Origin of the sequence: Haloarcula sp. CBA1131 (assembly GCF_008728975.1) — an archaeon.
In the GTDB taxonomy this organism is placed as follows: domain Archaea; phylum Halobacteriota; class Halobacteria; order Halobacteriales; family Haloarculaceae; genus Haloarcula; species Haloarcula hispanica.
Genome location: NZ_RPCY01000001.1, coordinates 2,648,447 through 2,674,621, shown reverse-complemented (window position 1 = coordinate 2,674,621; position 26,175 = coordinate 2,648,447). Strand labels below are relative to the sequence as shown.

Annotated in this window: 22 protein-coding genes and 1 pseudogene; 22 read left to right on the top strand and 1 reads right to left on the bottom strand. The window is 64.8% G+C overall.

All coding sequences use genetic code 11. The features are described 5' to 3' along the window. From eno to Har1131_RS13480, 13 genes are all read left to right on the top strand, one after another. The gene (gene eno, locus Har1131_RS13545) at positions 1-1,206 is read left to right on the top strand and encodes a phosphopyruvate hydratase (protein ID WP_050037676.1); all 1,206 of its coding nucleotides are present in this window, start codon (positions 1-3) and stop codon (positions 1,204-1,206) included. Further along, positions 1,203-2,024, top strand: coding sequence for a 30S ribosomal protein S2 (gene rpsB / locus Har1131_RS13540; protein ID WP_050037677.1), 822 nt, complete (start codon positions 1,203-1,205; stop codon positions 2,022-2,024). The genes eno and rpsB overlap by 4 nt, the downstream gene beginning before the upstream one ends. A 100-nt stretch (positions 2,025-2,124) precedes the next feature. After that, positions 2,125-2,508 (top strand): DUF5518 domain-containing protein, encoded by a 384-nt coding sequence (locus tag Har1131_RS13535; protein WP_014039759.1) that lies wholly within the window; start codon positions 2,125-2,127, stop codon positions 2,506-2,508. 58 nt (positions 2,509-2,566) lie between these two features. Further along, positions 2,567-2,947, top strand: a complete 381-nt coding sequence (locus Har1131_RS13530; RefSeq protein WP_014039760.1) for a DUF5518 domain-containing protein — start codon at positions 2,567-2,569, stop codon at positions 2,945-2,947. A gap of 70 nt (positions 2,948-3,017) precedes the next feature. Beyond that, complete coding sequence (locus tag Har1131_RS13525; protein ID WP_050037678.1) at positions 3,018-4,355, top strand: cytochrome P450; 1,338 nt, start codon at positions 3,018-3,020, stop codon at positions 4,353-4,355. A gap of 369 nt (positions 4,356-4,724) precedes the next feature. Further along, complete coding sequence (locus tag Har1131_RS13515; protein ID WP_151146862.1) at positions 4,725-6,905, top strand: PAS domain S-box protein; 2,181 nt, start codon at positions 4,725-4,727, stop codon at positions 6,903-6,905. Between the two features lie 67 nt (positions 6,906-6,972). Continuing rightward, entirely contained in the window at positions 6,973-7,956 is a 984-nt protein-coding gene (mvk, locus tag Har1131_RS13510) for a mevalonate kinase (protein ID WP_151103021.1), read from the top strand. Then, a complete protein-coding gene (locus Har1131_RS13505; protein ID WP_014039764.1) occupies positions 7,953-8,708 on the top strand; it encodes an isopentenyl phosphate kinase in 756 nt (251 codons plus the stop codon). Before mvk ends, Har1131_RS13505 begins: the two co-directional genes overlap by 4 nt. A gap of 170 nt (positions 8,709-8,878) precedes the next feature. Next, positions 8,879-10,435 carry a hypothetical protein gene (locus Har1131_RS13500; protein ID WP_151146859.1) on the top strand — a complete coding sequence of 519 codons (1,557 nt, stop codon included), beginning with the start codon at positions 8,879-8,881 and terminating at the stop codon, positions 10,433-10,435. A gap of 264 nt (positions 10,436-10,699) precedes the next feature. Continuing rightward, positions 10,700-12,046 carry a ribonuclease J gene (locus tag Har1131_RS13495; protein WP_050038279.1) on the top strand — a complete coding sequence of 449 codons (1,347 nt, stop codon included), beginning with the start codon at positions 10,700-10,702 and terminating at the stop codon, positions 12,044-12,046. 4 nt (positions 12,047-12,050) lie between these two features. Next, on the top strand, positions 12,051-13,091 hold the full coding sequence (idsA3, locus tag Har1131_RS13490) for a geranylfarnesyl diphosphate synthase (RefSeq protein WP_014039767.1): 1,041 nt from the start codon (positions 12,051-12,053) through the stop codon (positions 13,089-13,091). Positions 13,092-13,178: 87 nt separating this feature from the next. Continuing rightward, positions 13,179-14,114 carry an ArsA family ATPase gene (locus Har1131_RS13485; protein ID WP_014039768.1) on the top strand — a complete coding sequence of 312 codons (936 nt, stop codon included), beginning with the start codon at positions 13,179-13,181 and terminating at the stop codon, positions 14,112-14,114. A 775-nt stretch (positions 14,115-14,889) separates the two neighbouring features. After that, complete coding sequence (locus tag Har1131_RS13480; RefSeq protein ID WP_151146856.1) at positions 14,890-16,629, top strand: glutamate--tRNA ligase; 1,740 nt, start codon at positions 14,890-14,892, stop codon at positions 16,627-16,629. 8 nt (positions 16,630-16,637) lie between these two features. On the opposite strand, the gene Har1131_RS13475 is transcribed toward Har1131_RS13480, so the two are convergent. Next, complete coding sequence (locus Har1131_RS13475) at positions 16,638-19,079, bottom strand: PAS domain S-box protein (protein WP_151146853.1); 2,442 nt, start codon at positions 19,077-19,079, stop codon at positions 16,638-16,640. Between the two features lie 250 nt (positions 19,080-19,329). On the opposite strand from Har1131_RS13475, the gene Har1131_RS13470 reads away from it, so the two are divergent. From Har1131_RS13470 to Har1131_RS13440, 9 genes and pseudogenes are all read left to right on the top strand, one after another. After that, positions 19,330-19,701, top strand: coding sequence for an Hsp20/alpha crystallin family protein (locus tag Har1131_RS13470; RefSeq protein ID WP_023843159.1), 372 nt, complete (start codon positions 19,330-19,332; stop codon positions 19,699-19,701). Between the two features lie 57 nt (positions 19,702-19,758). Next, positions 19,759-19,914, top strand: a complete 156-nt coding sequence (locus Har1131_RS21820; protein ID WP_191907481.1) for a hypothetical protein — start codon at positions 19,759-19,761, stop codon at positions 19,912-19,914. Further along, a complete protein-coding gene (locus Har1131_RS22550; RefSeq protein ID WP_255518471.1) occupies positions 19,886-20,008 on the top strand; it encodes a hypothetical protein in 123 nt (40 codons plus the stop codon). Before Har1131_RS21820 ends, Har1131_RS22550 begins: the two co-directional genes overlap by 29 nt. Positions 20,009-20,045: 37 nt before the next feature. Then, the gene (locus Har1131_RS13465) at positions 20,046-21,002 is read left to right on the top strand and encodes an alpha/beta hydrolase (protein WP_151103029.1); all 957 of its coding nucleotides are present in this window, start codon (positions 20,046-20,048) and stop codon (positions 21,000-21,002) included. Between the two features lie 49 nt (positions 21,003-21,051). Continuing rightward, positions 21,052-21,381 (top strand): ferredoxin family protein, encoded by a 330-nt coding sequence (locus Har1131_RS13460; RefSeq protein ID WP_004593526.1) that lies wholly within the window; start codon positions 21,052-21,054, stop codon positions 21,379-21,381. 204 nt (positions 21,382-21,585) lie between these two features. Continuing rightward, positions 21,586-22,440, top strand: a complete 855-nt coding sequence (locus tag Har1131_RS13455) for an electron transfer flavoprotein subunit beta (RefSeq protein WP_050037686.1) — start codon at positions 21,586-21,588, stop codon at positions 22,438-22,440. A gap of 2 nt (positions 22,441-22,442) precedes the next feature. Next, positions 22,443-24,106 (top strand): annotated as a pseudogene (locus Har1131_RS13450) (electron transfer flavoprotein subunit alpha/FixB family protein). Further along, a complete protein-coding gene (locus Har1131_RS13445) occupies positions 24,099-25,760 on the top strand; it encodes an FAD-dependent monooxygenase (RefSeq protein ID WP_151146850.1) in 1,662 nt (553 codons plus the stop codon). Before Har1131_RS13450 ends, Har1131_RS13445 begins: the two are co-directional and overlap by 8 nt. Before the next feature lie 11 nt (positions 25,761-25,771). Next, complete coding sequence (locus Har1131_RS13440; protein WP_044951721.1) at positions 25,772-26,131, top strand: hypothetical protein; 360 nt, start codon at positions 25,772-25,774, stop codon at positions 26,129-26,131. Positions 26,132-26,175 lie beyond the last annotated feature (44 nt).

Genomic DNA, 26,175 nt, shown 5'->3' with positions numbered 1-26,175 from the left:
ATGACGCTCATCACTGACATCCGACTCCGCCGCGTCCTCGACTCCCGCGGGAACGCGACTGTCGAGGCCGACGTTCTCACTGAGAGTGGGGGCTTCGGTCGTGGCAAGGCACCGAGCGGCGCAAGCACGGGCGAGTACGAGGCCATCGAACTCCCCGCTAACGAGGCCATCGCCAACGCCCGTGAGGATGCGCTCCCGCGGCTCATCGGCGAGGTCCACGCTGGGAACCAGCGTGACGTCGACGCGGCGCTCCACGCCGCCGACGGTACCGACGACTTCTCCGGCATCGGGGCCAACAGCGCGGTCGCCATCTCGATGGCGGCCGCAAAGGCCGGTGCCGACGTGCTGGGCGCACCGCTGTACCAGCACCTCGGCGGCACGTTCCGGGGCAACGAGTACCCGACGCCGCTGGGCAACATCATCGGCGGCGGCGAACACGCCGCGGATGCCACGAACATCCAGGAGTTCCTCGCGGCCCCCGTCGGCGCGCCGAGCGTCGAAGAGGCCGTCTTCGCCAACGCCGCGGTCCACCAGGAGGTCCACGACATCCTGGCCGACCGCGACCTGCCAGCGGGCAAGGGCGACGAAGGAGCCTGGGCACCGTCCGTTTCGGACGACGAAGCGTTCGAGATTATGGACGAGGCCGTCGAGACCGTCGCCGACGACTTCGGCTTCGCTATCTCGTTCGGCCTCGACGTCGCCGGCGCAGAACTCTACGACGCTGACGAGGACGGGTACGTCTACGATGACGGCGTCAAGTCCACCCAGGAGCAGATAGAGTACATCGCCGGGAAGGTCGAGGAGTACGACCTCGTCTACGTTGAGGACCCACTCGACGAGAACGACTACGAGGCATTCGCCGACCTGACCGCACAGGTCGGTGACCAGACGCTCGTCTGTGGCGACGACCTGTTCGTCACGAACGTCGAGCGCCTGCAGGCCGGTATCAACGCCGACGCCGGGAACTCCATCCTGATCAAGCCGAACCAGATCGGGACGCTCACCGACGCTGTCGACGCCATCGAACTGGCGACGGCAAGCGGCTACGAGTCCGTCGTCTCCCACCGCAGCGGCGAGACGGAAGACACGACGATCGCACACCTCGCTGTCGCCACTGACGCACCGTTCATCAAGACCGGCGCGGTCGGCGGCGAGCGCACAGCCAAGCTGAACGAACTAATCCGTATCGAGGACAACGCAGTATGAGCGGCAACGAAAAAGAAGGTCTCGACGCGTCCGATTCCGACTTCGACCCGTCCGACGAGGACGACGAAGCGGTCGACGCGGAGACCGAAACGGAAGCCGAACAGCCCGCCGACGACGCCGCAGAGGCGACAGAGGCCGAACCAACCGATGCCGACACGGAGGCCGACGAAGCGGCCGACGCCGACGAGGCCGCCGGCCCACAGCTGGACGAGGACGTCATGCCCGACGAGCAGTCGGAGGCCGACCTCCTCATCCCCGTCGAGGACTACCTCGGCGCCGGTGTCCACATCGGGACCCAGCAGAAGACCCAGGACATGGAGCGGTTCATCCACCGCGTCCGGACTGACGGGCTCTACGTGCTGGACGTCTCGATGACCGACGAGCGCATCCGCACAGCCGCGGACTTCCTGGCCAACTACGAGCCGGAGCAGATCCTGGCCGCGTCGTCGCGCCAGTACGGCCGGTTCCCGGCCGAGAAGTTCGCCGAAGCGATCGGCGCGCGCGTCCGCACCGGCCGGTTCATCCCCGGCACGCTGACCAACCCCGACTACGACGGCTACATCGAGCCTGACATCGTGGTCGTCACCGACCCGATCGGTGACGCCCAGGCTGTCAAGGAGGCCATCACGGTCGGCATCCCGGTCATCGCGATGTGTGACTCCAACAACACCACGTCGAACGTCGACCTGGTCGTCCCGACGAACAACAAGGGGCGCAAGGCGCTGTCGGTCGTCTACTGGCTGCTGGCCAACGAGACGCTCGACCGCCGCGGTGCCGAGCCGACGTACGGACTCGACGACTTCGAGTCCGACATCTAACGTCGCTGAACTGTTTCGTTTTCTCGCTGTCGAAGTGCGAGTGGCGATGCCAGTATCGCCAACACAAGACCTACCACAAGCCCCGGAGTAGGGCTGGCAAATGGCAGAGGGAGACACACTCGTTAACGCGATTATCGGTGCCGTCGCAACCGCTCTGCTGAGTGGATTCGTCCCGCTTGCGCCGCTACTCGGTGGTGGCATCGCCGGCTATCTCGAAGGCGGCGAGCGAGACGACGGCGTCCGTGTCGGATTGCTGTCCGGCGCCGTCGGGCTGGCGATATCGCTGGTCTTCTTCGTGGTCGTGTTCGTCTTTCTGGCCGCATTTCTGGCATTTGTGCCCGAAGCACTGGGCGTGTTCGGCGCGGTGGGACTGCTCGTGCTCGTCCTCGGAACAGTCATGACGGCCGCGTATTTCCTCGGCTTGAGCGCGCTCGGCGGCTGGCTGGGTAACTACGTCAAGCACGACACGACCATCGGCGACTGACTGGCCAGCCGCGCTGTCGGTAACTACATCACGGGGGACGCCACTACCGAGAACGCATATGCGTGAGTCGGTGACCAACGCCGGTATCGGGGCGCTCGTCACGGTTGCGCTGTCGTTCGTTCCCTTTTCGTCGGTGGCTGGGGGTGCCGTGGCCGCGGCGAACCACGGCGGCAGCTACCGGACGGGGCTCTGGCTGGGAACGCTGGCCGGCGTCTGCGCGATGGTTCCCTTGCTTGCCCTCTTTCTCCCAGCGCTGTACATCGCCGGCCTCCTCGGGTTCGGGATTCCGCCCGGCGCACCGGGGTACGACTTGTTTCTGGCGCTCGTGTTCACGTTCTTTCTGCTGTACACTGTCGGTCTCAGCGCTCTCGGTGGTCTCGGCGGCGTCTGGATATCGGCACACACCGACTGGGACCTAGACGCCAACCGCTGGCTCTGAATGCACGTGAACCGCCCGCTGCCCGACATTTGGCATGCCATTCAAGCGTGTCCGACACTAACGTCAGCCGATGTCAAAGACGCCGCCCGGACCGAAGGGCGAACCGCTGTTCGGCAGTAGCCGCACGTACGCTCGGGACCCGTTCCGGTTCATCTCGGCGCTGGAGCGAGCATACGGCGATGTCGCCCGCTTCGACATGGGGCCGATGGATACGGTCATGCTGTGTGATCCGACGGCAATCGAGCGCGTACTGGTCTCGGAGGCCGACCAGTTCCGCAAGCCCGACTTCCAGGGCGACGCGCTGGGGGACCTGCTAGGTGACGGACTGCTGTTGAGCGAAGGGGAGACGTGGGAGCAGCAGCGAAAGCTCGCCAACCCCGCGTTCTCGATGGCTCGGTTGTCGGGGATGGCCGACCGCATCACCGACCACGCGGAGGACCGGATCGCCGACTGGTCCCACGGCGACGTCATCGACGCCGAGCAGTCGATGACCCGGGTCACGCTGGACGTAATTCTGGACCTGATGATGGGCGTCGAGCTTTCCGAGCAGCGAGTCCGGACCATCGAGGAACAACTGTTGCCGCTTGGCCAGCGGTTCGAGCCGGACCCTATCCGGTTCGCCATGCCCCAGTGGATGCCGATGCCCGACGACGCCGAGTTCGACCGCGCCGTGCGGACGCTGGACGAGGTGCTGGACGACATCATCGCGGTCCGTGAAGAATCGCTTGGGACGGCTGAGGACGGCCCGATGGATTTCCTGTCGGTGCTCTTGCGTGCACGCGACGAGGGGAACCAGTCGCCCGAGCAACTGCGCGACGAGATGATGACCATGCTGCTTGCCGGTCACGACACGACGGCGCTGACGCTGACCTACACCTGGTTCCTGCTGTCGGAACACCCCGAAGTCGAACAGCGGGTCCACGAGGAACTCGACGACGTCATCGGCGACGACCGGCCGGGGATGGAGCACGTCCGCGAACTGGACTACCTCGAATGGGTGATTCAGGAAGCGATGCGGCTCTACCCACCGGTGTACACCATATTCCGGGAGCCGACCGAGGACGTGACGCTGTCGGGCTACGAGGTCGAGGCGGGGACGACGCTGATGGTTCCTCAGTGGGGCGTCCACCGCTCCGAGCGGTTCTACGACGACCCAGAGACGTTCGATCCGGAGCGCTGGAAGCCCGAACGAGCCAGCGAGCGCCCGCGGTTCGCCTACTTCCCGTTCGGTGGTGGCCCGCGCCACTGTATCGGAAAGCATCTTGCCATGCTCGAAGCACAACTCATCACCGCGACGACGGCTAGCCAGTACCGACTGGAGTTTCAGGGGGAGACGCCTCTGGAGTTGTTGCCGTCGCTGACCGCCCATCCTCGGCAGGAAATGTCGATGCGCGTGCAGGAACGGTAGCGCGGACTCCGATGTGACCACTCCGGTGTCGTCGTCGCCTCACAGTGCGGGATCGACGTGACAGGGACTTGGTCATCAGCTATTTACTGCAGAACCCCGTGTAAGCGTACAAGAACAGCGGACTGAACGTCTCTCCGGTGACCGATTTCAGCCGCGGTCACGGTGGGAGGGCCCCGTTCACAGCCGACTACTCGACCATCATGACACTGCTGCAGAACACCACTGGCGGCAATCGTCCCGCGCCGTTTGCAGTTGTCCTGCGACCGGACCTGTCCCGAGACAGTTCCCAGAGCCATATCACTCCGACTGCTCTTGAGCAGGGAACGATATCTATCCCGGCGCAATGGCCAGACTCGAACGGGATACCGAATGACGTCTGAGACCGCTGTCAACGGGGACGACAGGGTTCAGGTCCTCTACGTCGGCACCGATTCGGACGACGCCGAAACGCTGTCGACGGCGCTCGAACGCGAGAACGGCCGTTTCACGGTCGAAACGGTGCGCACTGCTCCCGAGGCTGTGGCGAGGCTGGCTGACGATACCGTAGACTGTCTCGTCTCCGACTACGACCTGCCCGAACGGAACGGTGTCGAGCTTCTGGAAACGGTCCGTGACGAGCATCCGACCCTCCCGTTTATTATCTACACTGCCCGGGGGAGCGAGGCGGTCGCCAGCGAGGCGATTTCGGCCGGTGTCACGGACTACCTCAGGAAAGAGCCGGGCACCGAACAGCATGTGGAGTTGACGAACCGAATCTTTGACGCCGTCGAGCATCACCGCTCACAGCAGGCGACCACCGAGCGGAACCGAGCGCTCCGGAGCTACGAGCGGATGGTCAACTCCATGCAGGAGGCAGCCTGTATTTACGATGCGGAGGGGCGGTTCGAAATCGTCAACGAGACCATAGCAGAGTGGTACGACACGACGCGCGCTGCGCTCGAAGGACAGACCAGTAGACTCGTTCCGCGTATTCGAACCGAGGGTGAGAGAGACCGCTACCAGGAACTGCTCGACGGAACGCGGGAGCAGCTTAGCGGCGAAATCGAAGCGGAGTTCCCCGGCCACGGACACGCGGTGGTCGCGTACCAGCTAACGCCGCTGGTCGTCGATGGTGTTATCGACGGCATCGTCGGCGTCGCTCGGGACGTCACCGACCGGAAAGAGCGCGAACAGAAGCTACTCCGGAACAAACGCGCGATAGACGAGGCCCCGGTCGGTGTCGTTATCACCGACCCTGGCCAGACGGACAATCCGCTGATCTACGCCAACGACCACTACCGCGACCTGACTGGCTATTCGCTTCCGGAGTTACTCGGGAAGAACTGCCGAATGCTACAGGGCGAGAACACCGATCCGGAGTCCGTCGCTACAATGCGGGACGCGATTGACGCAGAGGAGCGGGTGACGGTCGAACTCAGGAACTACCGGAAGAACGGGACCGAGTTCTGGAACAGGGTTCGGATCGCGCCGGTTCGAGACGACGACGGGACAGTCGTCAACTACGTCGGGTTCCAGCAGGACATCACGGAGCGGAAACGACGCGAGAAACGATTAAAGGAAACGTCGTCGCGGCTGGAAGCCCTCTTCGAGAATTCACCGGACATGATCGACGTGCTTGACGCCGACGGGACGATCTGCGACGTGAACCAGCGGTTCTGTGCGGAGCTGGGGTACGACGAGAGCGAGGTGATCGGGCGGTCGATCTGGGAGTTCGACCTGACGTTCGACGCCGAGGACGTGCAGACCCAGCTTTCCGGGTTCAGTGTCGACGAGCGCCGGAAGTTCGAAGGCCTGTACGAACGCCGCGACGGGTCGACGATGCCGGTCGAAGTACATCTGCTCCGACTCAGCCTCGACGGCAAGGACCGGTTCCTGGCGATCAGCCGTGATCTCACGGAGCGCAAGGAGCGCGAGCAGGAACTCGAACAGCAAAACGAACAGCTCGAACAGTTCGCCAGCGTCGTCAGCCACGACCTCCGGAACCCGCTGACTGTCGCTCGCGGCCAACTCGAACTCCTGCGAGAGGAATCCGATAGCGAGCATATCGACGCCATCGACGGCGCACACCAGCGGATGGATACACTCATCGACGACCTGCTCACGCTCGCACGCGACGGCGCGTCACCCGCTTCGCCCGTCGTGGTTGACCTCGAACCGTTCGTCCAGACGTGCTGGCAAAACGTCGACACGAAAGCCGCGACGCTCCGCACTGACATAGACCGGCCCATCCGCGCCGACGAGAGCCGCCTCAGACAACTGTTCGAGAATCTCGTCCGCAACGCGGTTGAGCACGGCGGTGACGGCGTGACCGTGACCGTGGGCGAACTGGCCGACGGCTTCTACGTCGCGGACGACGGTCCCGGTATCCCTGTGGCCGACCGCGGGGACGTGTTCGATGCCGGCTACTCGACGGCGGTCGAAGGGACCGGCTTCGGCCTGAGCATCGTGAAACAGGTCGCTGACGCCCACAGCTGGGCGGTCCGCGTCGGCAGCGGCAGCGACGGCGGCGCCCGGTTTGAGTTCACCGATGTCGACACTGTCTCTGAGTAGTATCCCGAGGGTCGTCCTGACCATCGACTCCGAAAACGCCTAACGCCCTGGGTGCACACGAGCGGGTATGGTCACGTCGAGCGCTCCCGGGAAGGTGTACCTGTTCGGGGAGCACGCGGTCGTCTACGGTGAGCCGGCGGTGCCCTGCGCCATCGAGCGGCGAGTGCATGTGACGGCAACCGAGATCGACGAGGGATTGCGAATCCACGCGAACGACTTGCAACTGGACGGCTTTACCGTCGAGTACACCGGCGACGGGGAGAGCCATCCGGACGTAGACGTCGCCGAATCGCTCGTCGAAGCCGGCATGGGGTACGTCAACGAGGCAGTGGCACAGGCCCGTGACGCGGCCGACGCGCCGGAAGCGGGCTTCGAGATTTCCGTCGAGGGCGACATCCCGCTCGGGGCGGGGCTGGGGTCGTCTGCCGCGCTCGTCGTCGCGGCGATAGACGCGGCGACCCGGGAACTCGGCGTCGAACTGCCGGCGAGCGAAATCGCCGACCGCGCCTATCAGGTCGAACACGAGGTACAGGACGGGCAGGCCTCGCGGGCGGACACGTTCTGCTCGGCGATGGGCGGGGCGGTCCGCGTGGAGGGCGACGACTGCCGGCGGCTGGACGGCATCGACACCCTCCCCTTCGTCATCGGCTACGACGGCGGGGCCGGCGACACCGGCGCACTGGTCGCCGGCGTCCGGACCCTCCGCGATGAATACGACTTCGCTGCCGACACCGTCACGGCAATCGGCGATATCGTCCGCGAGGGCGAAGCGGTGCTGGAAACGGGCGATTACGAGCGGCTCGGGGAACTGATGGACTTCAACCACGGACTGCTCTCGGCGCTGGGCGTCTCCTCGCGGTCGCTGGACTCGATGGTGTGGGCGGCCCGCGACGCCGACGCACACGGCGCGAAACTCACCGGAGCCGGTGGCGGTGGCTGTATCGTCGCGCTGGACGAGACGGACGACGCGCTCACGGCGCTGAAGTACACGCCGGGGTGTGAGGACGTCTTCCGGGCCGAACTGGACACCGACGGGGTCCGGCAGGAATGACGGCCGTCCTCAAACTCGGCGGGAGCGTCATCACGGAGAAAGACGAACCCGAGACGGTCGATACGGCCGCTCTGTCGGCGGCGGCGTCGGCTATCGCCGAATCGGCAGTCGGGGAGGATATCGTCGTCGTTCACGGCGGCGGGAGCTTCGGCCACCACCACGCCGCCGATTACGGTGTCAGCACGACCGCGGGGACCCACGACGTGGACGGCGTACAGGCCATCCACGGCGCGATGTGTCGGCTCAACGCCGCCGTCGTCGATGAACTCACTGGGCAGGGAGTTCCGGCTGTCCCGATCCACCCGTTCTCGGCGGCCACACGCGACGCCGACAGTGACCTTTCGCTGCCGACGGCGCAGGTCACGACGCTGCTCGACGAGGGGTTCGTCCCGGTCCTCCACGGCGACCTCGTCGCACACGCCGGTGCGGGCGCGACGGTTCTGAGCGGCGACGAACTGGTCGTCGAACTCGCGCCCGCTGTCGACGCGGACCGCGTCGGCGTCTGCTCGACTGTTCCCGGCGTCCTCGACGAAGACGGGACCGTCATCGACCGCATCGAGACATTCGAGGCCGTCGCATCGGCGCTGGGCGGGAGCGACGCGACGGACGTGTCGGGTGGGATGGCCGGCAAGGTCCGTGCGCTGCTCGCCCTCTCGGCCCCCGCCGTCGTGTTCGGGCCCGACGCACTCCCCGCGTTTCTCGCCGGTGAGAGCCCGGGAACGACTATCGCTGGTGATGACGACGACTGGTGAGACTGCTACTACTGTCGTCGACTGGCCCGTCCCAGAAAGCGATTTAGTCCATAGTGTGCCCAGGCTGGCTGATGCAGGGTATCTCTGCCCAGGTCTGGCAGACTGGTAGCTTAAATATCACTTCTTCGGCTGTCGTAACATATTTGTCCTCTGTTATCAATTATGCGACTATGTCTGCAGTAGGTCTGACCGACGTCTATCGATACGGAACGAGGTTTCTCGGGACATTGCTTGTCGTCGCCGGCGTCGGTGGCGGCCTCATCGCTGCAGGGTACGTGCTGATACAGAACGGCTCTCTCGACTCGTTCTCGGGGACGCAAGGCTATCGCGCGGTACTCGGCGTCGTCGTCGGTGCGCTCGGTGGGCTCCTGTTGCTCTCCGGCCTGCTCGGCCTGAGCCACAAGCTCATCGCCGACGCGACGATGGCGGGCACGCTCGCGGCCCAGACAGCACAGCGTGGTGCGAGTGACGTGGCAGCCGCCAGTCCACCAGCGAGCGACCAGGCAGCAACTGAAACTGCCGATGATAGCGCGTCCGCGGCGACCGAATCGGATTCGGAGTCGGAAGAACCGACGACGGAGTCGGCCGAGACTGAACCGGCGGTTTCTCAGGAGACGGAACCGGCTGCCGACTCAGCGACTGTCGAGCCGGCAACGGCCGAACCCGAGGTATCGGAGCCGGTCGCTGACTCCGAGCCGGACGCGGACTCGTCCGGAGACTCGGGGATCCACGCGTCCCAGGAACCCTCCGACCCATCCGACGGGACAGTGGCGTCCGCTACGTCCGACGCTTCGGCGGCCGGGACTGATGACGCACCGGTGACGGCAGCCGACGAAGATCCGCTGGCGGATGCTGACCCGGCAACAGCTGATGACCCGGTAGCAGGCGATGATCCAGTGACAGACAAGGACCTTCTGGACACCGACGACACTTCAGGACCACCGTCGACCGACGACACGATGGCCGCGGCGACAGACGACACGATGGCCGCGGCGACAGACGACACGATGGCCGCGGCGACAGACGACACGATGGCCGCGGCGACAGACGAAGACGAAGTGGAGACGGCCCAGAACGAACAGCTATCGAACCAACAGCCGGCGGAAAACGTTGCTGGACCGGAATCTGAAGCAGTGGACGACACCACTGCGGAGCCATCCCCGACGGACCTCGCCGGTGAGACGGAAACGGTAGAGCCCCAGTCTGAACCCAGCGAGCAGTCGGACCGCGACCTGCTCGCCGAGGACGCCGCCGAGGAACCAGAATCGAGCACGGAACCACAGGAGTGGACTCCGCCGGACCCTGCGGAGTTCGACACGCAGAGCGAGGAACCCGCTGCGGCTGACGACTGGGGAGCGGACGAACCAGTACCGGCCGACGACTGGGAAACCGAACCTGAAGCCGATACCGGACCCACTGCTGTCGGATCACCAGATGACGCCGAGGCGGACCAGCACGACGCCGTGACCGAGGACACCCGACTACTCGACGAATCCGGTAGGGCAGACACGTCCAGTGGCCCGCGGACGACGGACGACCTGTTCGGTGGCGGCACTGCTGACGAGCAATCCGATTCCCGGGCCGACGAGAGCGTACAGGGCGAGGTGGAGTCACAGGACGCGGACGCGACTGACGACGAGGACACGACGCTCGCGGACGACGGTGTCACTGGTTTCGACGTCTCCAGTGACGACGACCCGCTCTCGGACCCCTTAGACGACGAGTAGCGACGAACCCACACCGTTTTAAGAAGCGCCGTTGTAGTCCGGAGTAACCGAGCGCACGGCCGCTCGCGGACTGCGGTTCGGCGGCCGGCAGACGGCGGATGTAAGTTGCGGGACGGAAGTCCCTCCCACTGCGGTTGCACAGGCTACGGGCGTACCCGACTGGCCTGGAGCGCCGACGCGGATGAAGTCGCCTACATTGCAGATACCGTCGTTGCCGTGCCCCACCGGATGCCCGCGGCCGGCTTTCCACTCGGAGCTACAACCATGGAAGTCGAAATTGCGACAATTGGCGGTTACGAGGCTGTAGGCCGACAGATGACGGCCGTCCGTGCAGGGGACGACGTCGTCATCTTCGACATGGGCCTGAACCTCTCGAAGGTACTGATTCACGACAACGTCGAGACGGAACGGATGCACTCGCTGGACCTCATCGACATGGGTGCCATCCCGGACGACCGGGTCATGTCCGACCTGGAAGGCGACGTGAAGGCCATCGTGCCGACACACGGTCACCTCGACCACATCGGCGCGATATCCAAGCTCGCCCACCGCTACGACGCCCCCATCGTCGCGTCGCCGTTCACCATCGAACTCGTCAAACAGCAGATCAAGAGCGAGGAGAAGTTCGGCGTCCAGAACGACCTCGTCAAGATGAGCGCCGGCGAGACGATGTCCATCGGCGAGCGCAACGAACTGGAGTTCGTCAACGTCACACACTCCATCATCGACGCGATCAACCCCGTGCTTCACACGCCGGAGGGCGCAGTCGTCTACGGGCTCGACAAGCGGATGGACCACACGCCGGTCATCGGCGACCCCATCGACATGAAGCGGTTCCGCGAGATCGGCCGCGAGGGCGAGGGCGTCCTCTGTTATATCGAGGACTGTACGAACGCGGGTAAGAAGGGCCGCACGCCCTCCGAATCCGTCGCTCGTCGCCACCTCAAAGACGTCATGACCAGCATTGAGGACTACGACGGCGGCATCGTCGCCACGACGTTCTCCTCGCACATCGCCCGTGTCAAGAGCCTCGTCGAGTTCGCTGACGACATCGGCCGCCAGCCGGTGCTACTGGGCCGCTCAATGGAGAAGTACTCCGGCACGGCCGAACGACTCGACTTCGTCGACTTCCCGGAAGACCTGGGAATGTACGGCCACCGGAAGTCCGTCGACCGGACGTTCAAGCGGATCATGAACGAGGGCAAGGAGAACTTCTTCCCCATCGTTACCGGCCACCAGGGCGAGCCCCGCGCGATGCTCACCCGGATGGGCCGCGGCGAGACGCCCTACGAGCTAGACGACGGCGACAAGGTCCTCTTCTCGGCCCGGGTCATTCCGGAGCCGACCAACGAGGGCCAGCGCTACCAGTCCGAGAAGCTCCTGGGCATGCAGGGCGCGCGCATCTACGACGACATCCACGTTTCGGGCCACCTCCGCGAGGAGGGCCACTACGAGATGCTCGACGCGCTCCAGCCGAAGAACGTCATTCCGGCCCACCAGAGCCTCGAAGGGTTCGCACCGTACGTCGACCTCGCGGAAAACATGGGCTACAAAGCCGGGCGGGACCTCCACATCACCCGCAACGGCAACATGATCCAGCTCACCGAGTAAATCGATGTCCGAACGCCATCAGCAGGTCGAAGACGCGATTGTCGCCCGACGAGACCGGGTCAACGACGCCCTCCCCGAGGACCTTCCGGTGCAGAAGCCGGACCACCTCTACGAGGCGTCGCGTTACCTGCTGGACGCGGGCGGGAAACGGCTCCGCCCGACGGTCCTGCTGCTGGTCGCGGAGTCGCTGCTCGACGTCGACCCGCTGACGGCAGACTACCGTGACTTCCCGACGCTCGAGGGCGGGCAGGCCGATATGATGTCGGCCGCCCTCGCTATCGAGGTCATCCAGACGTTCACGCTTATCCACGACGACATCATGGACGACGACGCGCTCCGACGCGGGGTGCCCGCCGTCCACAAGGAGTACGACCTCTCGACGGCGATTCTCGCCGGCGACACGCTGTACTCGAAGGCGTTCGAGTTCCTGCTCGATACGGGCGCGGCCCCCGAGCGGACCGTCGAGGCGAACAAGCGACTCGCGACGACGTGTACCCGCATCTGCGAGGGCCAGTCCCTCGACATCGAGTTCGAGCAACGCGACGTCGTCACGCCCGAGGAGTACCTGGAGATGGTCGAACTCAAGACGGCCGTGCTGTACGGCGCGGCCGCCTCGATCCCGGCCACGCTGCTCGGGGCCGACGCGGAGACCGTCGACGCCCTGTACAACTACGGGCTCGACGTGGGGCGTGCGTTCCAGATTCAGGACGACCTGCTGGACCTGACGACGCCCTCTGAGAAACTCGGCAAGCAGCGCGGGTCCGACCTCGTCGAGAACAAGCAGACGCTGGTGACGCTGCACGCTCGCCAGCAGGGCGTCGACGTGGGCGACCTCGTCGACACGGACTCTGTCGAGGCCGTTTCGGAAGCCGAAATCGACGACGCCGTCGAGCGTCTGCGAGAGGTAGGGTCAATCGAATACGCCCGCCAGACCGGGCAGGACCTCATCGCGAGCGGCAAGCAGAACCTCGAAGTCTTGCCGGACAACGAGTCCCGGTATCTGCTCGAAGGCATCGCGAACTACCTCGTCGAGCGCGACTACTGAGCGCTCCGACAGTCCGTTTTTCCCGCGTCCTTCGACCCTGAACAGTGCTGGTCAGCAACTAAGACCGGTCAGCCCCTAGGCAGTCGTGTGACTCGGTTCCTCCTCTACGGCGGCAAGGGCGGCGTGGGCAAGACCACAGTTGCGGCGGCGACCGGTCACCGGCTGGCAACAGCGGGCCACGAGACACTGGTCGTCTCCACCGACCCCGCACACTCGCTGGCCGACGCCGTCGAAACCGACGTCGGCGGCGACCCGACGGAAATCAAGTCGGGGCTATGGGGTGTCGAGATCGACCCACAGACCGGTATCGACCGCTACCGGTCGCTGTTCGAGGCGCTGGCGTCGGAGTTTGCTGACGCCGGCATTCGGATGGACGAGGACGAAATCGCCGACCTGTTCACGACCGGCGTGATGCCCGGCAGCGACGAACTGGCGGCCATCGAGGGCATGGCGACGTACATCGAGAGCGACCGCTGGGACCGCGTGGTGTTCGACACTGCGCCGACCGGCCACACGCTCCGCCTGCTCGACCTCCCGTCCGTGATGGACCGCGGCGTCGCGACGGCGATGGACCTCCGGGATCAGGTCCGCCGGAAGGTCAACACCGCCCGGACCATGATGTTCGGCCCGATGGCGAACCGGCGCGACGACGGCCCGGACGACTTCACCGCGATGCGCGAGCGGATGGAGCGGGTCGGGATGGTCCTGCGGGACCCCGAACAGACGGCGTTCCGGGTCGTCACGATTCCGGAGACGATGGCCGTCCGCGAGACGGAGCGCTTGGTCGGGAAGCTCCGGGAGTTCGAGGTGCCGGTGACGACGCTGGTCGTGAACAAGGTCATCGAGGACGCCGGCGACTGTCAGCGCTGTCAGGGGAAGCAGGCGGTGCAGGAGGAGGCGATAGCACAACTCCGGGAGTCGCTGCCCGACCTTGACGTGTGGACGATTCCCGACCAGTCCGGCGAGGTGACTGGTCTTAGTGCGCTGGAACGGGTCGCGGGCTCGTTAAGTGCTGTGGAGTGACCACTCTCCGTTTGCGGGTGACCCGTCGTGCGTAGAATACACGATTCGTCTGCAAACTTAACAACCGGAAAACACATACCGCCATAGATGAGTTGCTTGCGTGATGAATATTCGTCCGTTTCTTGCGGTGTTTCTCATCATCACTGTCGGTATCGTAGCTTCACTACTCCTGTTTCCCACCCTCTCTGCCCACAGCGGCCCGCCCGATGTAACGACGACTGACAAGCCGACGCTTGATCCATCTGTTCCAGCCCCATACCAAGGAACAAAAGCCGAACCCTCTGTCGTCATCCAGGTCGGTGAAACTGGGAATGGCTTGCCGATTCAGGTTTGGAATGCTAGCCCGATGAATCGAACCGTATCCGTCGAGATAATACACAATGACAGTGATTCCTCAGTCGTAACCCGGACAGAAACACTCCCACCGAACGGGACACTTTGGTTGGAAATCCCGTCTCCAGGGTACCTCCTCACAGTGACGGACGAATCAACACAGACGACTGGAACGTACCCAGTAACAACTGACCATTTCGACTGTAATTCCCGGTTTGCAGAAGTCCGTATCGATAGCAACGGAACAGTTGGTTCTCGGACTGTCTCCACAAGTATGGGCTGTTGACGGTGCTCGCTGTACTAATCAGTGTGTCTGCACCCTGTACTGAATGAAGCGAATCGTTGCAGACCAAGGAGCTATGTGAACCGTTTGCTGACACCCTGCCCCAATAGCTAGCCGAACCCGACGGCGTTTTGACCCTCCCAGTCGCAGGTCCCGGTAATGGACGACGAGCTGCGAGACCGAATCACGGAGGCGGCGGAGACGAACGCGCTCCTCAACGCGGTCAAACACGACAGCGAGGCACAGGTCGGGGCGATCATGGGGCCACTCATGGGCGAGAACCCGGAGTTCCGCGAGTACGGCGACGAGATTCCGGGCGTTATCGCCCCGGTCGTCGAGCGGGTCAACGGCATGGATGCCGAGGAACGCCGTGAGCGGCTGGCGGAGTTAGCGCCGGACAAACTCGAAGAACTGGAGAGCGAGGACGAGGGCGAGGACCACCCGCTGCCGGACCTGCCCAACGCCGACGAGTACGATACCGTCCGGATGCGGGTCGCACCGAACCCCAACGGCCCGTGGCACATCGGCCACGCGCGGATGGCCGCCGTCGTGGGGACGTACAAGGAGCGCTACGACGGGGAGTTCATCTGCCGCTTCGACGACACCGACCCCGAGACCAAGCGGCCGGATCTGGACGCCTATGACGCGATTCTGGACGCCATTGACTATCTGGGCTTTGAGCCCGACGACGTAGTCAACGCCAGTGACCGGGTCGAGACGTACTATGAGTACGCCCGCGAACTCATCGACAGAGGCGGGGCCTACACCTGCTCGTGCCCGCAGGGTGAGTTCTCCGATCTGAAAAACAGCGGCGAAGCCTGCCCGCACCGCGAGAAGGACGCCGAGACCACGCGCTCGGAGTTCGAGGCGATGGTCGACGGCGAGTACGACAGCGGCGAGATGGTGCTGCGGGTCCGGACCGACATCACCCACAAGAACCCCGCGCTGCGAGACTTCGTCGCCTTCCGGATGGTCGACACGCCCCACCCGCGCGAGGCGGCCGAGGAGTACCGCTGCTGGCCGATGCTGGACTTCCAGAGCGGGCTCGACGACCACCTGCTTGGCGTCACGCACATCATCCGCGGTATCGACCTGCAGGACTCCGCGAAACGCCAGCAGTTTGTCTACGACTACTTCGACTGGGAGTACCCCGAGGTCATCCACTGGGGCCACGTCCAGGTCGACGAGTACGACGTGCCGCTGTCCACGTCGAGCATCGCCGAACTCATCGCGGACGGCGAACTCGCGGGCTGGGACGACCCCCGCGCGCCGACCGTCGCCAGCCTCGAACGGCGCGGCATCCGCGGCGAGGCCGTCGTCGACGCGATGATTCAGCTGGGGACCTCCACCTCGAACGTGGACCTCGCGATGTCCTCGATCTATTCGAACAACCGTGACCTCATAGACGACAACTCGGACCGGGCCTTTTTCGTCCGGGACAGCGACGACCACGGCGGCCTCGTCGAGCGCCAGGTCGTCGGCGGTCCGGACGCCGGCGAACCGCCGCTCCATCCGGACTTCGAGGAGCGTGGCCGCCGCGAGATTCCGGTAACCAGCGGGGTCGTCGTCGAGGGTGACGACCTGCCGAGCCACGGCGAGCGTATCTGGCTCAAGGGGTACGGCTGCGTGCGCCACACCCGCGACGCCTTCGAGTACACCGGCGACGACATCGACGCCGTCCGCGAGGAGGGCGTCGACGTGATTCACTGGGCACCGGCTGATGGGCCACAGGTCCGCCTCCGGACGATGGACGGCGACGTGTCCGGCGTGGCGGAACCCGGACTACTCGATTACGACGCTGACGAGGTGGTTCAGTTCGAGCGTATCGGCTTCGCCCGCCTCGACGAGGTCGCGGACGACCCGGACACGGAGTCCGTCGCGTACTTCACCCATCCCTGAGGCCGCCGTCACGACGACTCTGCGGTCGGTTCTTCGCCCTGTGTCTCGATCTCGACGCCGCTGAACTCGAACCGGGCGCCGCCGTCCTCGCTGTCGGTAATTTTCAGTTCCCAGCCGTGGGCCTCAGCGATCGTTTCGACTATCGACAGGCCGAACCCGGTGCCGTCATCGCTCGTACTGTAGCCCGATTCGAGAACGGCGTCGCGCTGGTCCGGCGGAATCCCCGGGCCGTTGTCGGCGACGTAGAAGCCGTCCGGCGTGGCTCCGAGCGTTATGGTGACCGCCCCTGCCCCGTCGACCGCTGGCCCGGATTCGGGAGTAGCACCGTCTCTGCCGTGTTCCACGGCGTTTCGTACGAGGTTCTGGAACAGTTCGACGAGGCGGTCGGGGTCGGCCAGTACGCGCTCCGGCGGGTCCCGAATCCGGCGCTCGGCCGCGCTCGTTGGTGCGGCGTCCCACGCCCGAGCGAACGTGTCTCGGAGCGACACCGGTTCGGGGTCGCCGATGTCACGCCCCTCGCGGGCCAGCGTCAGGGTGTGGTCGATGAGCGTCTCCATCCGATTGAGGGCGTCCGTTGCGGCCGTTATCGACTCGCGTACGTCCGCCGAAGCGTCCTGTGACGCCAGTTCCAGATGGCCGCTGGCGACCTGCAAGGGGTTCCGGAGGTCGTGGCTGACGAGGCTGGCGAACTCGTCCAGCCGCTCGTTCTGGAGTTGGAGTTGTCGCTCCCGCCGCTTCTGGTCGGTGATGTCCGTGATGACGGAGACGCTGCCGACCACAGAGCCACTGAGGCCGCGTATCGGGGCAGCAGCGAGGCTCACGTCGACGTGGCTCCCGTCTTTTCGCTGGAGTTCCGTTTCGTGGCCTGCCAGACGCTCGCCCTCGAGTACCTGCGCATGAATCTCGATGGTCTGCTGTCGGTTCTCGGCCGGGATAACGGGGACCGTTTCGCCCAGAACCTCGTCCGCAGACCAGCCGAACAGCTCTGTCGCGGCGGGGTTCCAGACCTCGACGACCCCGTCGGTGTCCATCGCCACAATCGCGAGCGGGGCGGCCTCGACGAGCGTCTCTAGGCGCTCGGTCGTCACTGCGAGTTCGGACTCGATTTCCTTTCGCTGTGAGATGTCACGGACGATGCCGACGCGGCCGGACTCACCGCCGGCCAGTTCGATGTCCGCTGCGTCGACTTCACAGGGGACCTGCTCGCCGGACGCGGTCCGGATCAGGAACTCCCCCGACCCGTCGTCCATCGGTTCGGTTTCCATCTGCCCCAGTACCGTCTCGAAGCGTTCGCCGACGAGACTGTCCTCGACGGTACCGACCAGTTCGGCGAACGGGTCGTTGTACGTGACGAACCGGTCGTGCTCGTCGAGGACGTAGACGGGTTCGCTGACGCCCTCGAAAATCGTCTTGTACTGCGCCAGCCGCTGTTCGCGCTGCTTCCGCTCCGTGACGTCCCGGAGGACGACGAGCCGGCCGACGAGCCCGTCGAACCGGTCGGTAAACGGTGACACTTCTAGTTCGACGAACCGCTGCTGGCCGTCCACGGAGAGCGCGAGTTCCGACCAGTCTGACTGCCCACTGTCGTCGACCGCGACTTTGTCCCAGGTTGGGATGACGGCGTCTACTTGCTGGCCCACGAGCGTTTCCTCGGGGCCAGCGAGGAGGGTTTCGGCCGCTGGGTTCGCGTGGCTGATACAACCGTCGACGTCCAGAACGAGCGTTCCATCGCCCATCTGCTCGACGATGGTCTCCTGGGCGGCTGGCACCGGGTCGAGTGTCTTGAACGTGTAGAGCCCGGTCGTCATCGCTATCCCGGAGACCCCCCAGGCGAAAATCGTGGCGTCTTCGGGTATCTGTAGGAAGTACTGCTGGGTCAGCGCAATGGTCCAGGGAGCCAGCGCCGCGACGAGGACGGCAGCGGCCTGTGTTCGGTACAGGTGTCGCGAGCGGACGAACAACTGAACGAGAACGACTGTCCCGGCGAGTGCCGCAATCAGAATCGTCGCCATGTGGGCGACGAACACCGCTGTGAGGCCGGTCCCGGGCGTCACCACCAGCGACCCCACGGAGCCGCTGGGCGGGAGGTCGAACAGCGATACGCCCGGAAAGACGAACACGGCCATCAGCATCAGTAGATCAAGCGACAGTAGCCCGACGGCCCGGCGCGTCACCGCCCGGTCGAAGTCGGCGTACTGCAACGCGGCGTGCAGCCAGGAGATGGCGACTGCACCCTGCGCGATGGTCGCGACCTGTCGGGCGAGCAACTGGGTCGACAGCGTCGTCGCGGTGATGTCGACGGCGTAGCTGGCAGCACCGACTGACAGAGCGAGGTGAAACACCACCATCGGCGTCCCGCCAGGGTCCTCCCGCTTGCGCCACGCGAGCAGTGAAAACACCGCGGAAAGGCCCGTCAGGACCCACAGGGCCGTCACGAAGCGGCCGTACATCGTTCCAGTAACGATACTCCTATTCCCACTTTATCTTATCGATAGATGGGTATTATTAGTAAAAAATACGCTTGCCTGTAGTCGGTCTCCTCATTACCCGAATCATGCCTTCTAACCCGACTGGGGCTACTTGCAGTGGTTATTTTAAACTCTCGATGAGCTGAATTACTGTTTGTTGTCATATACCATGGTTAGTAAGACTTTTTACGAACTGCAACACTAGTGTCAAATGGACACGAGGTGATGGCCAATGGCACTGCCAACAACCACACCGAGTTCCTGGATGCGCGGTCTTGACCTCCCGTCCCGCCTACTCGAAACCGGTAGCGACGACTACGAACTATATGAAGAGGACGACGAGTTCGTCCTCAACGTCGAGCTCCCGGGCTTTGACGTCGAGGACATCGACGTCTCCTGGGACGACGGCATGTTGAACATCGCCGCCGAACGTGAGGACGAACAGCGCGGCGAGCGTCGGACGTACCACCGACGCTTCCGGTTCCCGAAGCGGGTCGACGACGAGGGTATCGCCGCGAACTACACCAACGGTATCCTCAAGGTGCGCCTGCCCGTCGAGGTAGGCGCGACGGCCCGCGGCAAGCAGATCGAGGTCGAAGGCTGACCGTCGGGCCACAGGCGTACCGCCCGAGAACCGAGCTTTTTCGCTTCGTTCAGAACGATGCAACTGACTGTCAGGCCACTCAAGAACAGAGAGCCGGGGAGTGGGATGGCAGTCATCGACCGGCAGGCTCCGGCGGACAGCGAGTTCAGCAGCGGTGACTTCGTTCGCCTGCAGGAACGCAGCAGTGGCCAGTCGGCTATCGCGACCGTGTGATCCAGCGACTGTGGTGGCACTGGTCGGTGCTGAGGCGTCGTTGGACGCCCGCGATGCCGACGCCTCGCTCGACCACGGCGTCGAGAGCGAATAGCGTCGGGCTTATGTCCGCGACGGCCCGACTGTAGCCCGTGACAGATACCGCTCCCGAGTCGGTAACCGTCCAGCGGGATATCCCGTTCCACGAGATGGACGGCGTGACGCTGACGCTTGACCTGTACGACTCGCCAGCGGCCAGCGGCCCGAAACCGGTTGCCGTGCTCGTCCGCGGCGGCGCGTTCACGTCCGGCGACAAGGGCGAGTTCGCACGGCACGCGCTCGACCTCGCGGCGGACGGCTTCCTCGTCATTGAGCCCCAGTACCGCCTCGCGCCGGAGTGGACGTTCCCGGCGGCGTTGGTCGACGTGAAAGCCGCTATCGAGTGGGCCAGAACGGAGGGCGAGAGCTACGGCGCGGACACTGACCACATCGTCGGCGTCGGCCACTCGGCGGGCGCGAATCTCGTTGTCTTGGCAGCGCTGACGGCGGATGAACCCGGTTTTGAACCCGAGCTGTATCCCGGTGCGTCCTCCCACCTGTCGGCTGTCGTCGGCTACGCCGGCATCTACGACTTCCACGCACTCGATAACGCCGCTGACGACGAAGCCGACGCGCCCCACCGCGCGTATCTCACCGGCGGACCCGACGACGAACCCGCGGCCTACGACCTCGCCTCGCCGGTCGGGCAGGTGAACACCGACGCCCCGCCGACGCTGTTGCTCCACGGGACCAACGACGACGTCGTCCCGCCAGCCCAGTCCGAGCTACTGGCCGACGCGCTCGGGCCGATGACCGATGTCGTCCACGAGACGGTGCCGTCGGATCACGGCTTCCCCTTCCACGGGGCGAACTACGATGACGTGTACGAACGGACCGTCGAGTTCATCCGGCGGGTCGGAGTCGGCGGTCCGGATACTGGTGACAGGGCCGGTGCAGGCGAGAGAACCGGCTTGCCCGGCGGCAACCTGCCGGGACCGGCCGACCGTATCGATGATCTCGGACCGGGGGACACTCGGGGCCCGGATCGCCGCGACGGCCCCGGATTCTGACGGTCAGGTCGAAAAGTTAAGTAGCTCCCAAAAGTGAGATAAGATACCAATGGCCATAGATCCGGAGTTCGAGGAGAACCGCGACGTTGTCGAACAGCACGACGGACACGACGTTTGGGGGCCGGTCGACGAACCCGAGGAACTGGGTATCCACGGGACACACGTCGCCGTCGACTTCGATATCTGCATCGCCGACGGCGCGTGTCTGGAGGATTGCCCTGTCGACGTATTCGAGTGGGTCGACACGCCGGATCATCCGGAGAGCGAAATCAAGGCCGACCCCGCCCACGAGGAGCAGTGCATCGACTGCATGCTCTGTGTCGACGTGTGTCCGGTCGATGCCATCGACGTGGACCCGGGCCGCGCCGGTCGCATCTGAGCTATCGGACCCCCTGTTTCCGCGGGATTACAGCATTCCACACCCTAAATATAAACGCCCCATAGCTGTCAGGCTGTCGTCATACAGCGTGTTACCTGGATTCTACAACCCCTGAGACAGATACGCCTACCTGTCATACAGATTTGTAAACATACATTTATTATAGATTCTTGTGTGAGATACACTCACGAGGGTCGTGATACCATGCACACAGTCGTTATGACGAAAGGCGTTCCGGACTTCCGCGAGGGACAGGTATCGTTCGACGAGGATGGCCATCTCGAACGCGGGAAGACACCGACGGTGATGAACCCCAACGACAAGCACGCGCTTCGGGCGGCGTTCCAGACGAAAGTCCGCAACGGGGGGCACGTCTCGCTGATGAGCATGGGGCCGCCGGGATACAAAGAGGTCTTACAGGAGGGGATGCGGGACGTGTACGCCGACGACCTCTATCTCCTCTCGGACCGCGAGATGGGGGCCGCAGATACGTGGGCCACTGCGATGACTGTCGCCACTGGCCTCCAGAACCTCGACGACCAGCCGGACTTGGTGTTTGCCGGGTTCAAAACTGCTGACGGCGAGACGGGTCACACCGGCCCACAGACCTGCTGGTGTCTGGACTGGCCGATGATTACCCACGTCGTCTCGCTCGACATCGACGAGGACGCCGGTACCGTCCGGGCCAAGCGGCTGGTCGATGGCGACATCTCCGAGATCGAGACGGTCGAAGCGCCGATGCCGTGTTTCATCGTCGCTGACCCCGAGTTCGAACCGACCTACCGGAAGGCGAGCCACCGGCTGAACCACAAGGACCTCCGAGAGGAGACCCAGAAGCGGGCCGAAGAGTACGAGGACTATCTCACGGTCTGGGACCACGAGGACCTCAATCTCGACCCGGACTACATCGGTCTCGACGGGTCCCCGACCATTGTCTCCGGTGTCGACCCGATTCCGAAGGCTCCCTCCGAGCGTGAGGCGACGATTATTGAAGCCGACGACAGCGAGGCGCTGGAGCCGATACTGGACGAACTTACGCCGTACGCGGTAGGTGACTGACCATGCCTGACATCGACCCCACGGAACACGAGATCGCCGAGCTAGGCCCGAAAATCAAGGACGTCGACGACGCGGACGAACTGCGGGCGATGCTGGCGCTGGAGGAAGACGGCGAGGATCGAGTCCCGGTCAAGACGCTCATCGAGGACCGCATCGAGAAAGTCGAGGACGAGGGCGACGGCGAGATGGACCCGGAAACCGTCGACCTCGCTGACCTCACGGTTGCCGACGTGGCGAACATGGTTCGAGAGGTCGACGACGGCGACGTGCTCAGAGACCTGCTCGAACGCGAGAAAGCGGGCCAGGACCGCAAGACGGCGAAGTCCCAGATAGAGAGCCGCATCGAGTCCGTCGAGGGGACCGAGGAAACCGAAGGTGAGGAGACGGCGGAAGTCGAGTACGTTCCGCCGGAGGAGAAGTATCCCGAACTCGACCACCCGACCAACGACAAACAGTGGGTCGAAGGGACCGTCGGGGCAGAGTACCGCGACATGTGGGTGTACTGCGAGACCCAGGCCGGCGAACTCGTCGACGTCTCGAAGGAGATGCTCGGGAAGGCCCGGGAACTGATGGACACCTACAACGAGGACTACGATGAGGACGAGCGCGTGGTCGCCGTGCTCATCGGGTCCGACGCGAGCGACCACGTCGAGGACGTCATCGCCTACGGCGCGGATCTCGTCGTCTACCACGAGGACCCCCGTTTGGAACGGTTCCGCCACCAGCCCTACACAGAGATTTTCTGTGACATGGCCCGTGCCGGCGGCGAACTCGCCGCCGAGGGCCGCGAGGACGTCGCGTGGAAGGACTACCACGAGCCGCGCTACACCATCTTCCCGGCGACGAACAACGGCCGGGACCTCTCGGCGCTCGTCCAGGGCGAACTCGACTCCGGGCTGGCCTCCGACTGTTCGGGGCTGTACATCGAGAGCGCGATGATCTCCAACCCGCGAAAGTCGGCACCGCCGGTGACAAGAAGGAGTTCGAACGGGTGTTGCACATGAAGCGCCCGGACTTCTCCGGGTTCGAGTACTCGACGATTCTCTGTATCGACAAGCCCAACCGGGACTTCCACCCGCAAGGGGCGTCGGTGATTCCGGGGAGCTTCGAGATGCCCGACCCAGATTACGAGCGCGACGGCGAGGTCGTCGACTACGAGATGGACCTCGACGAGGAGTGGTTCACAGTCGAGGTCGAGGAGTACGACCGCCTCTCCGGCGGCGTCGACCTCACCGGCAACGACGTCGTCGTCGCCGTCGGCCGGGGCATCGGCGACGACCCGACACAGGGCATCGAGCAGGCGCTGGACCTCGTCGACGCCTTCGACGAGGCTGACCTGGGGCTGTCCCGTGGCGTCATCACCTCGTCGTACTCCTTCGACGGCCACGTCGAGCAGTACGTTACGGAAGAGCGCCAGATCGGCGAATCCGGACAGGAAGTCGAACCCGACGTGTACATCGCGGCGGGCATCTCCGGCGCGATCCAGCACAAGGTGGGCTGTGACGAGTCCGATACAATCATCGCCGTCAACACCGATCCGGATGCCGACATCCGGGACTTCTCGGACTACCTCATCGAGGGCGACCTGTTCGAGGTGCTCCCGCGGTTGACCGAGGCCGTCGAAGCCGGTGAACTCGGTGCGATGATGGAGGCCAGCGATGACTGACGCCTACGAGGAGTACGAGGCGGTCGTCGTCGGTTGCGGACCGGGCGGAGCGGCCGCGGCGGCGACCCTCGCGCGGAACGGCGTGGAGACGCTGGTGCTCGAACGCGGCGTCGACGCCGGCTCGAAGAACGTCTCGGGCGGGCTCATCTACGCCGAGGAGTCGGCCCCCTACACCATCGACGGGCTGTTCCCGGACTTCCGCGAGGAAGCGACGGAGCGGCCGGTGACGGAGAACCTCATCCACAACATCGCCGGCGACAAGGTGAAATCCTTCGACATCGGCGACCTGCACCACCACGACACGGCGTGGGCCGACGCCGTGCTCCGCCGGAAGATGGACTCGTGGCTCGCCCAGCAGGTCCACGAGCGCACCCGCGAGACCGGCGGCGGCCTGCTGACCGAGGTCCACGTCACCGGCCTGCTCCGCGAGCGGGGCGAAATCGTCGGCGTGACGACCGAGGAACTAGACCCAATCAAAGCCGACCTCGTGGTGGCGGCTGACGGCGTCAACTCCGAACTCGCCCGCGACGCCGGGCTGATGGACTGGGAAGAGCCCGAGGAGTGGTTCCAGGGCGTGAAGGCAGTCGTCGACATGGAGCCCGAGGTCATCAACGACCGGTTCGACGTGGCTCCCGACGACGGCGCGGCCCACCTGTTCTCGGGCGACCTGTTCGACGGCGTCCGCGGCGGCGGCTTCCTCTACACCAACGAGTCCTCGCTCTCCATCGGCACTGTCTTTCACCTCGACTCGATCGCCGAGGAGCGGGCCGAGCCCCACGAACTGCTCGACAGCCTGCTCACGCATCCACTCATGGCCCAGTGGCTCGGCGACGAGTACAACGAGCGCGAGTACAGTGCGAAACTGGTTCCGGACTCGAAGAAGGCGGCCCATCCCTCCCCGCACAAGGACCGCCTCGTGCTGGTCGGCGACGCCGCCGGCCAGATGCAGGCCCAGGGTCCGATCATCAAGGGGATGAACCACGCCGTCACCGCCGGGGCGCTGGCCGCCGAGGCGTTCGCCGACGCTCGGGCCCGCGGAGATCCGTCTCAGGCCGGCGAGCTGTACGAGAAGAAACTCCACGACGAGGGGGTGATGAACAAACTCCGGCCGACCGGGTACAGGGTGTTCGGACAGCTCGGCGAACTCGGTCCCGTCGACGACCTCTCGAACGCTATCGCCGACTCTGCCGTCGGCCGGTTCGGGGTCCGCGCGGCGGCCGGACTGCTCGAACGGGCCTACTCGTCGCCCCGTATGGTGTCGATGATCCCAGACACGAAACTGCCCTACGTGACGCTCCCGACGATTATCGCCGAGGAACTGGGCGAGCCCGTGACCGACGAGAACACCGTCTCGCCGCCGGACCTGGCCGACCGTATCGGCGACCTGACCTACGACGTGGGCGACCCGCACATCGAACTGGTCGACAAGTCCTTCGAGGCCTCGGGCACCGCCGTCACGGCCTGCCCGGTCAGCGCCGAGGACTTCGGCGGTGGCTGTTACCGCGACGAGATGGTCCAGACCAACGGGACCAAGGAACACCTCGTGAGCCTCGATACCCAGCCCTGCGTCGAGTGTGGCACCTGTGCCATCGTCGCCGACACCGAGTGGGAACACCCCGCCGGCGGCAAGGGCGTCGAGTTCAAGCAGGGGTGACCTGTTCGGTGATGAGCGGCCAGTACGACGACCGGATTCGGGCGCTCTCCCGCCGGGCCGAGCAGGTCCACGAGTCGCTGGACCCCGACCCGCCGGACGAGGAGCGAGCGATGGAACTGTTGCGTGAGGGGTTCGGTCCAACGGTGGCTCTGTACTGCGAGGCCCGGACCGGCGGGTCGTGGGTCCGGTTCTCCGAAGCGGAGTTTGAGCGGCTCGAACGGACGATGAACGACTGGCTGGACTGCTACGCCGCCTGCTACGGCGTGGAGTTAGCCGGCACCTACAGCGTCAGAGCGGCCGCAGAACTGCTCGTCGACACGCATAACGCCCGTGACGTGGCAGTCCTTCTGACCGGCGTTCCGGAGCAGTAGCGACCGTTTACTGAGAAGTACATGGTTTTTGATAAAGGATTAAG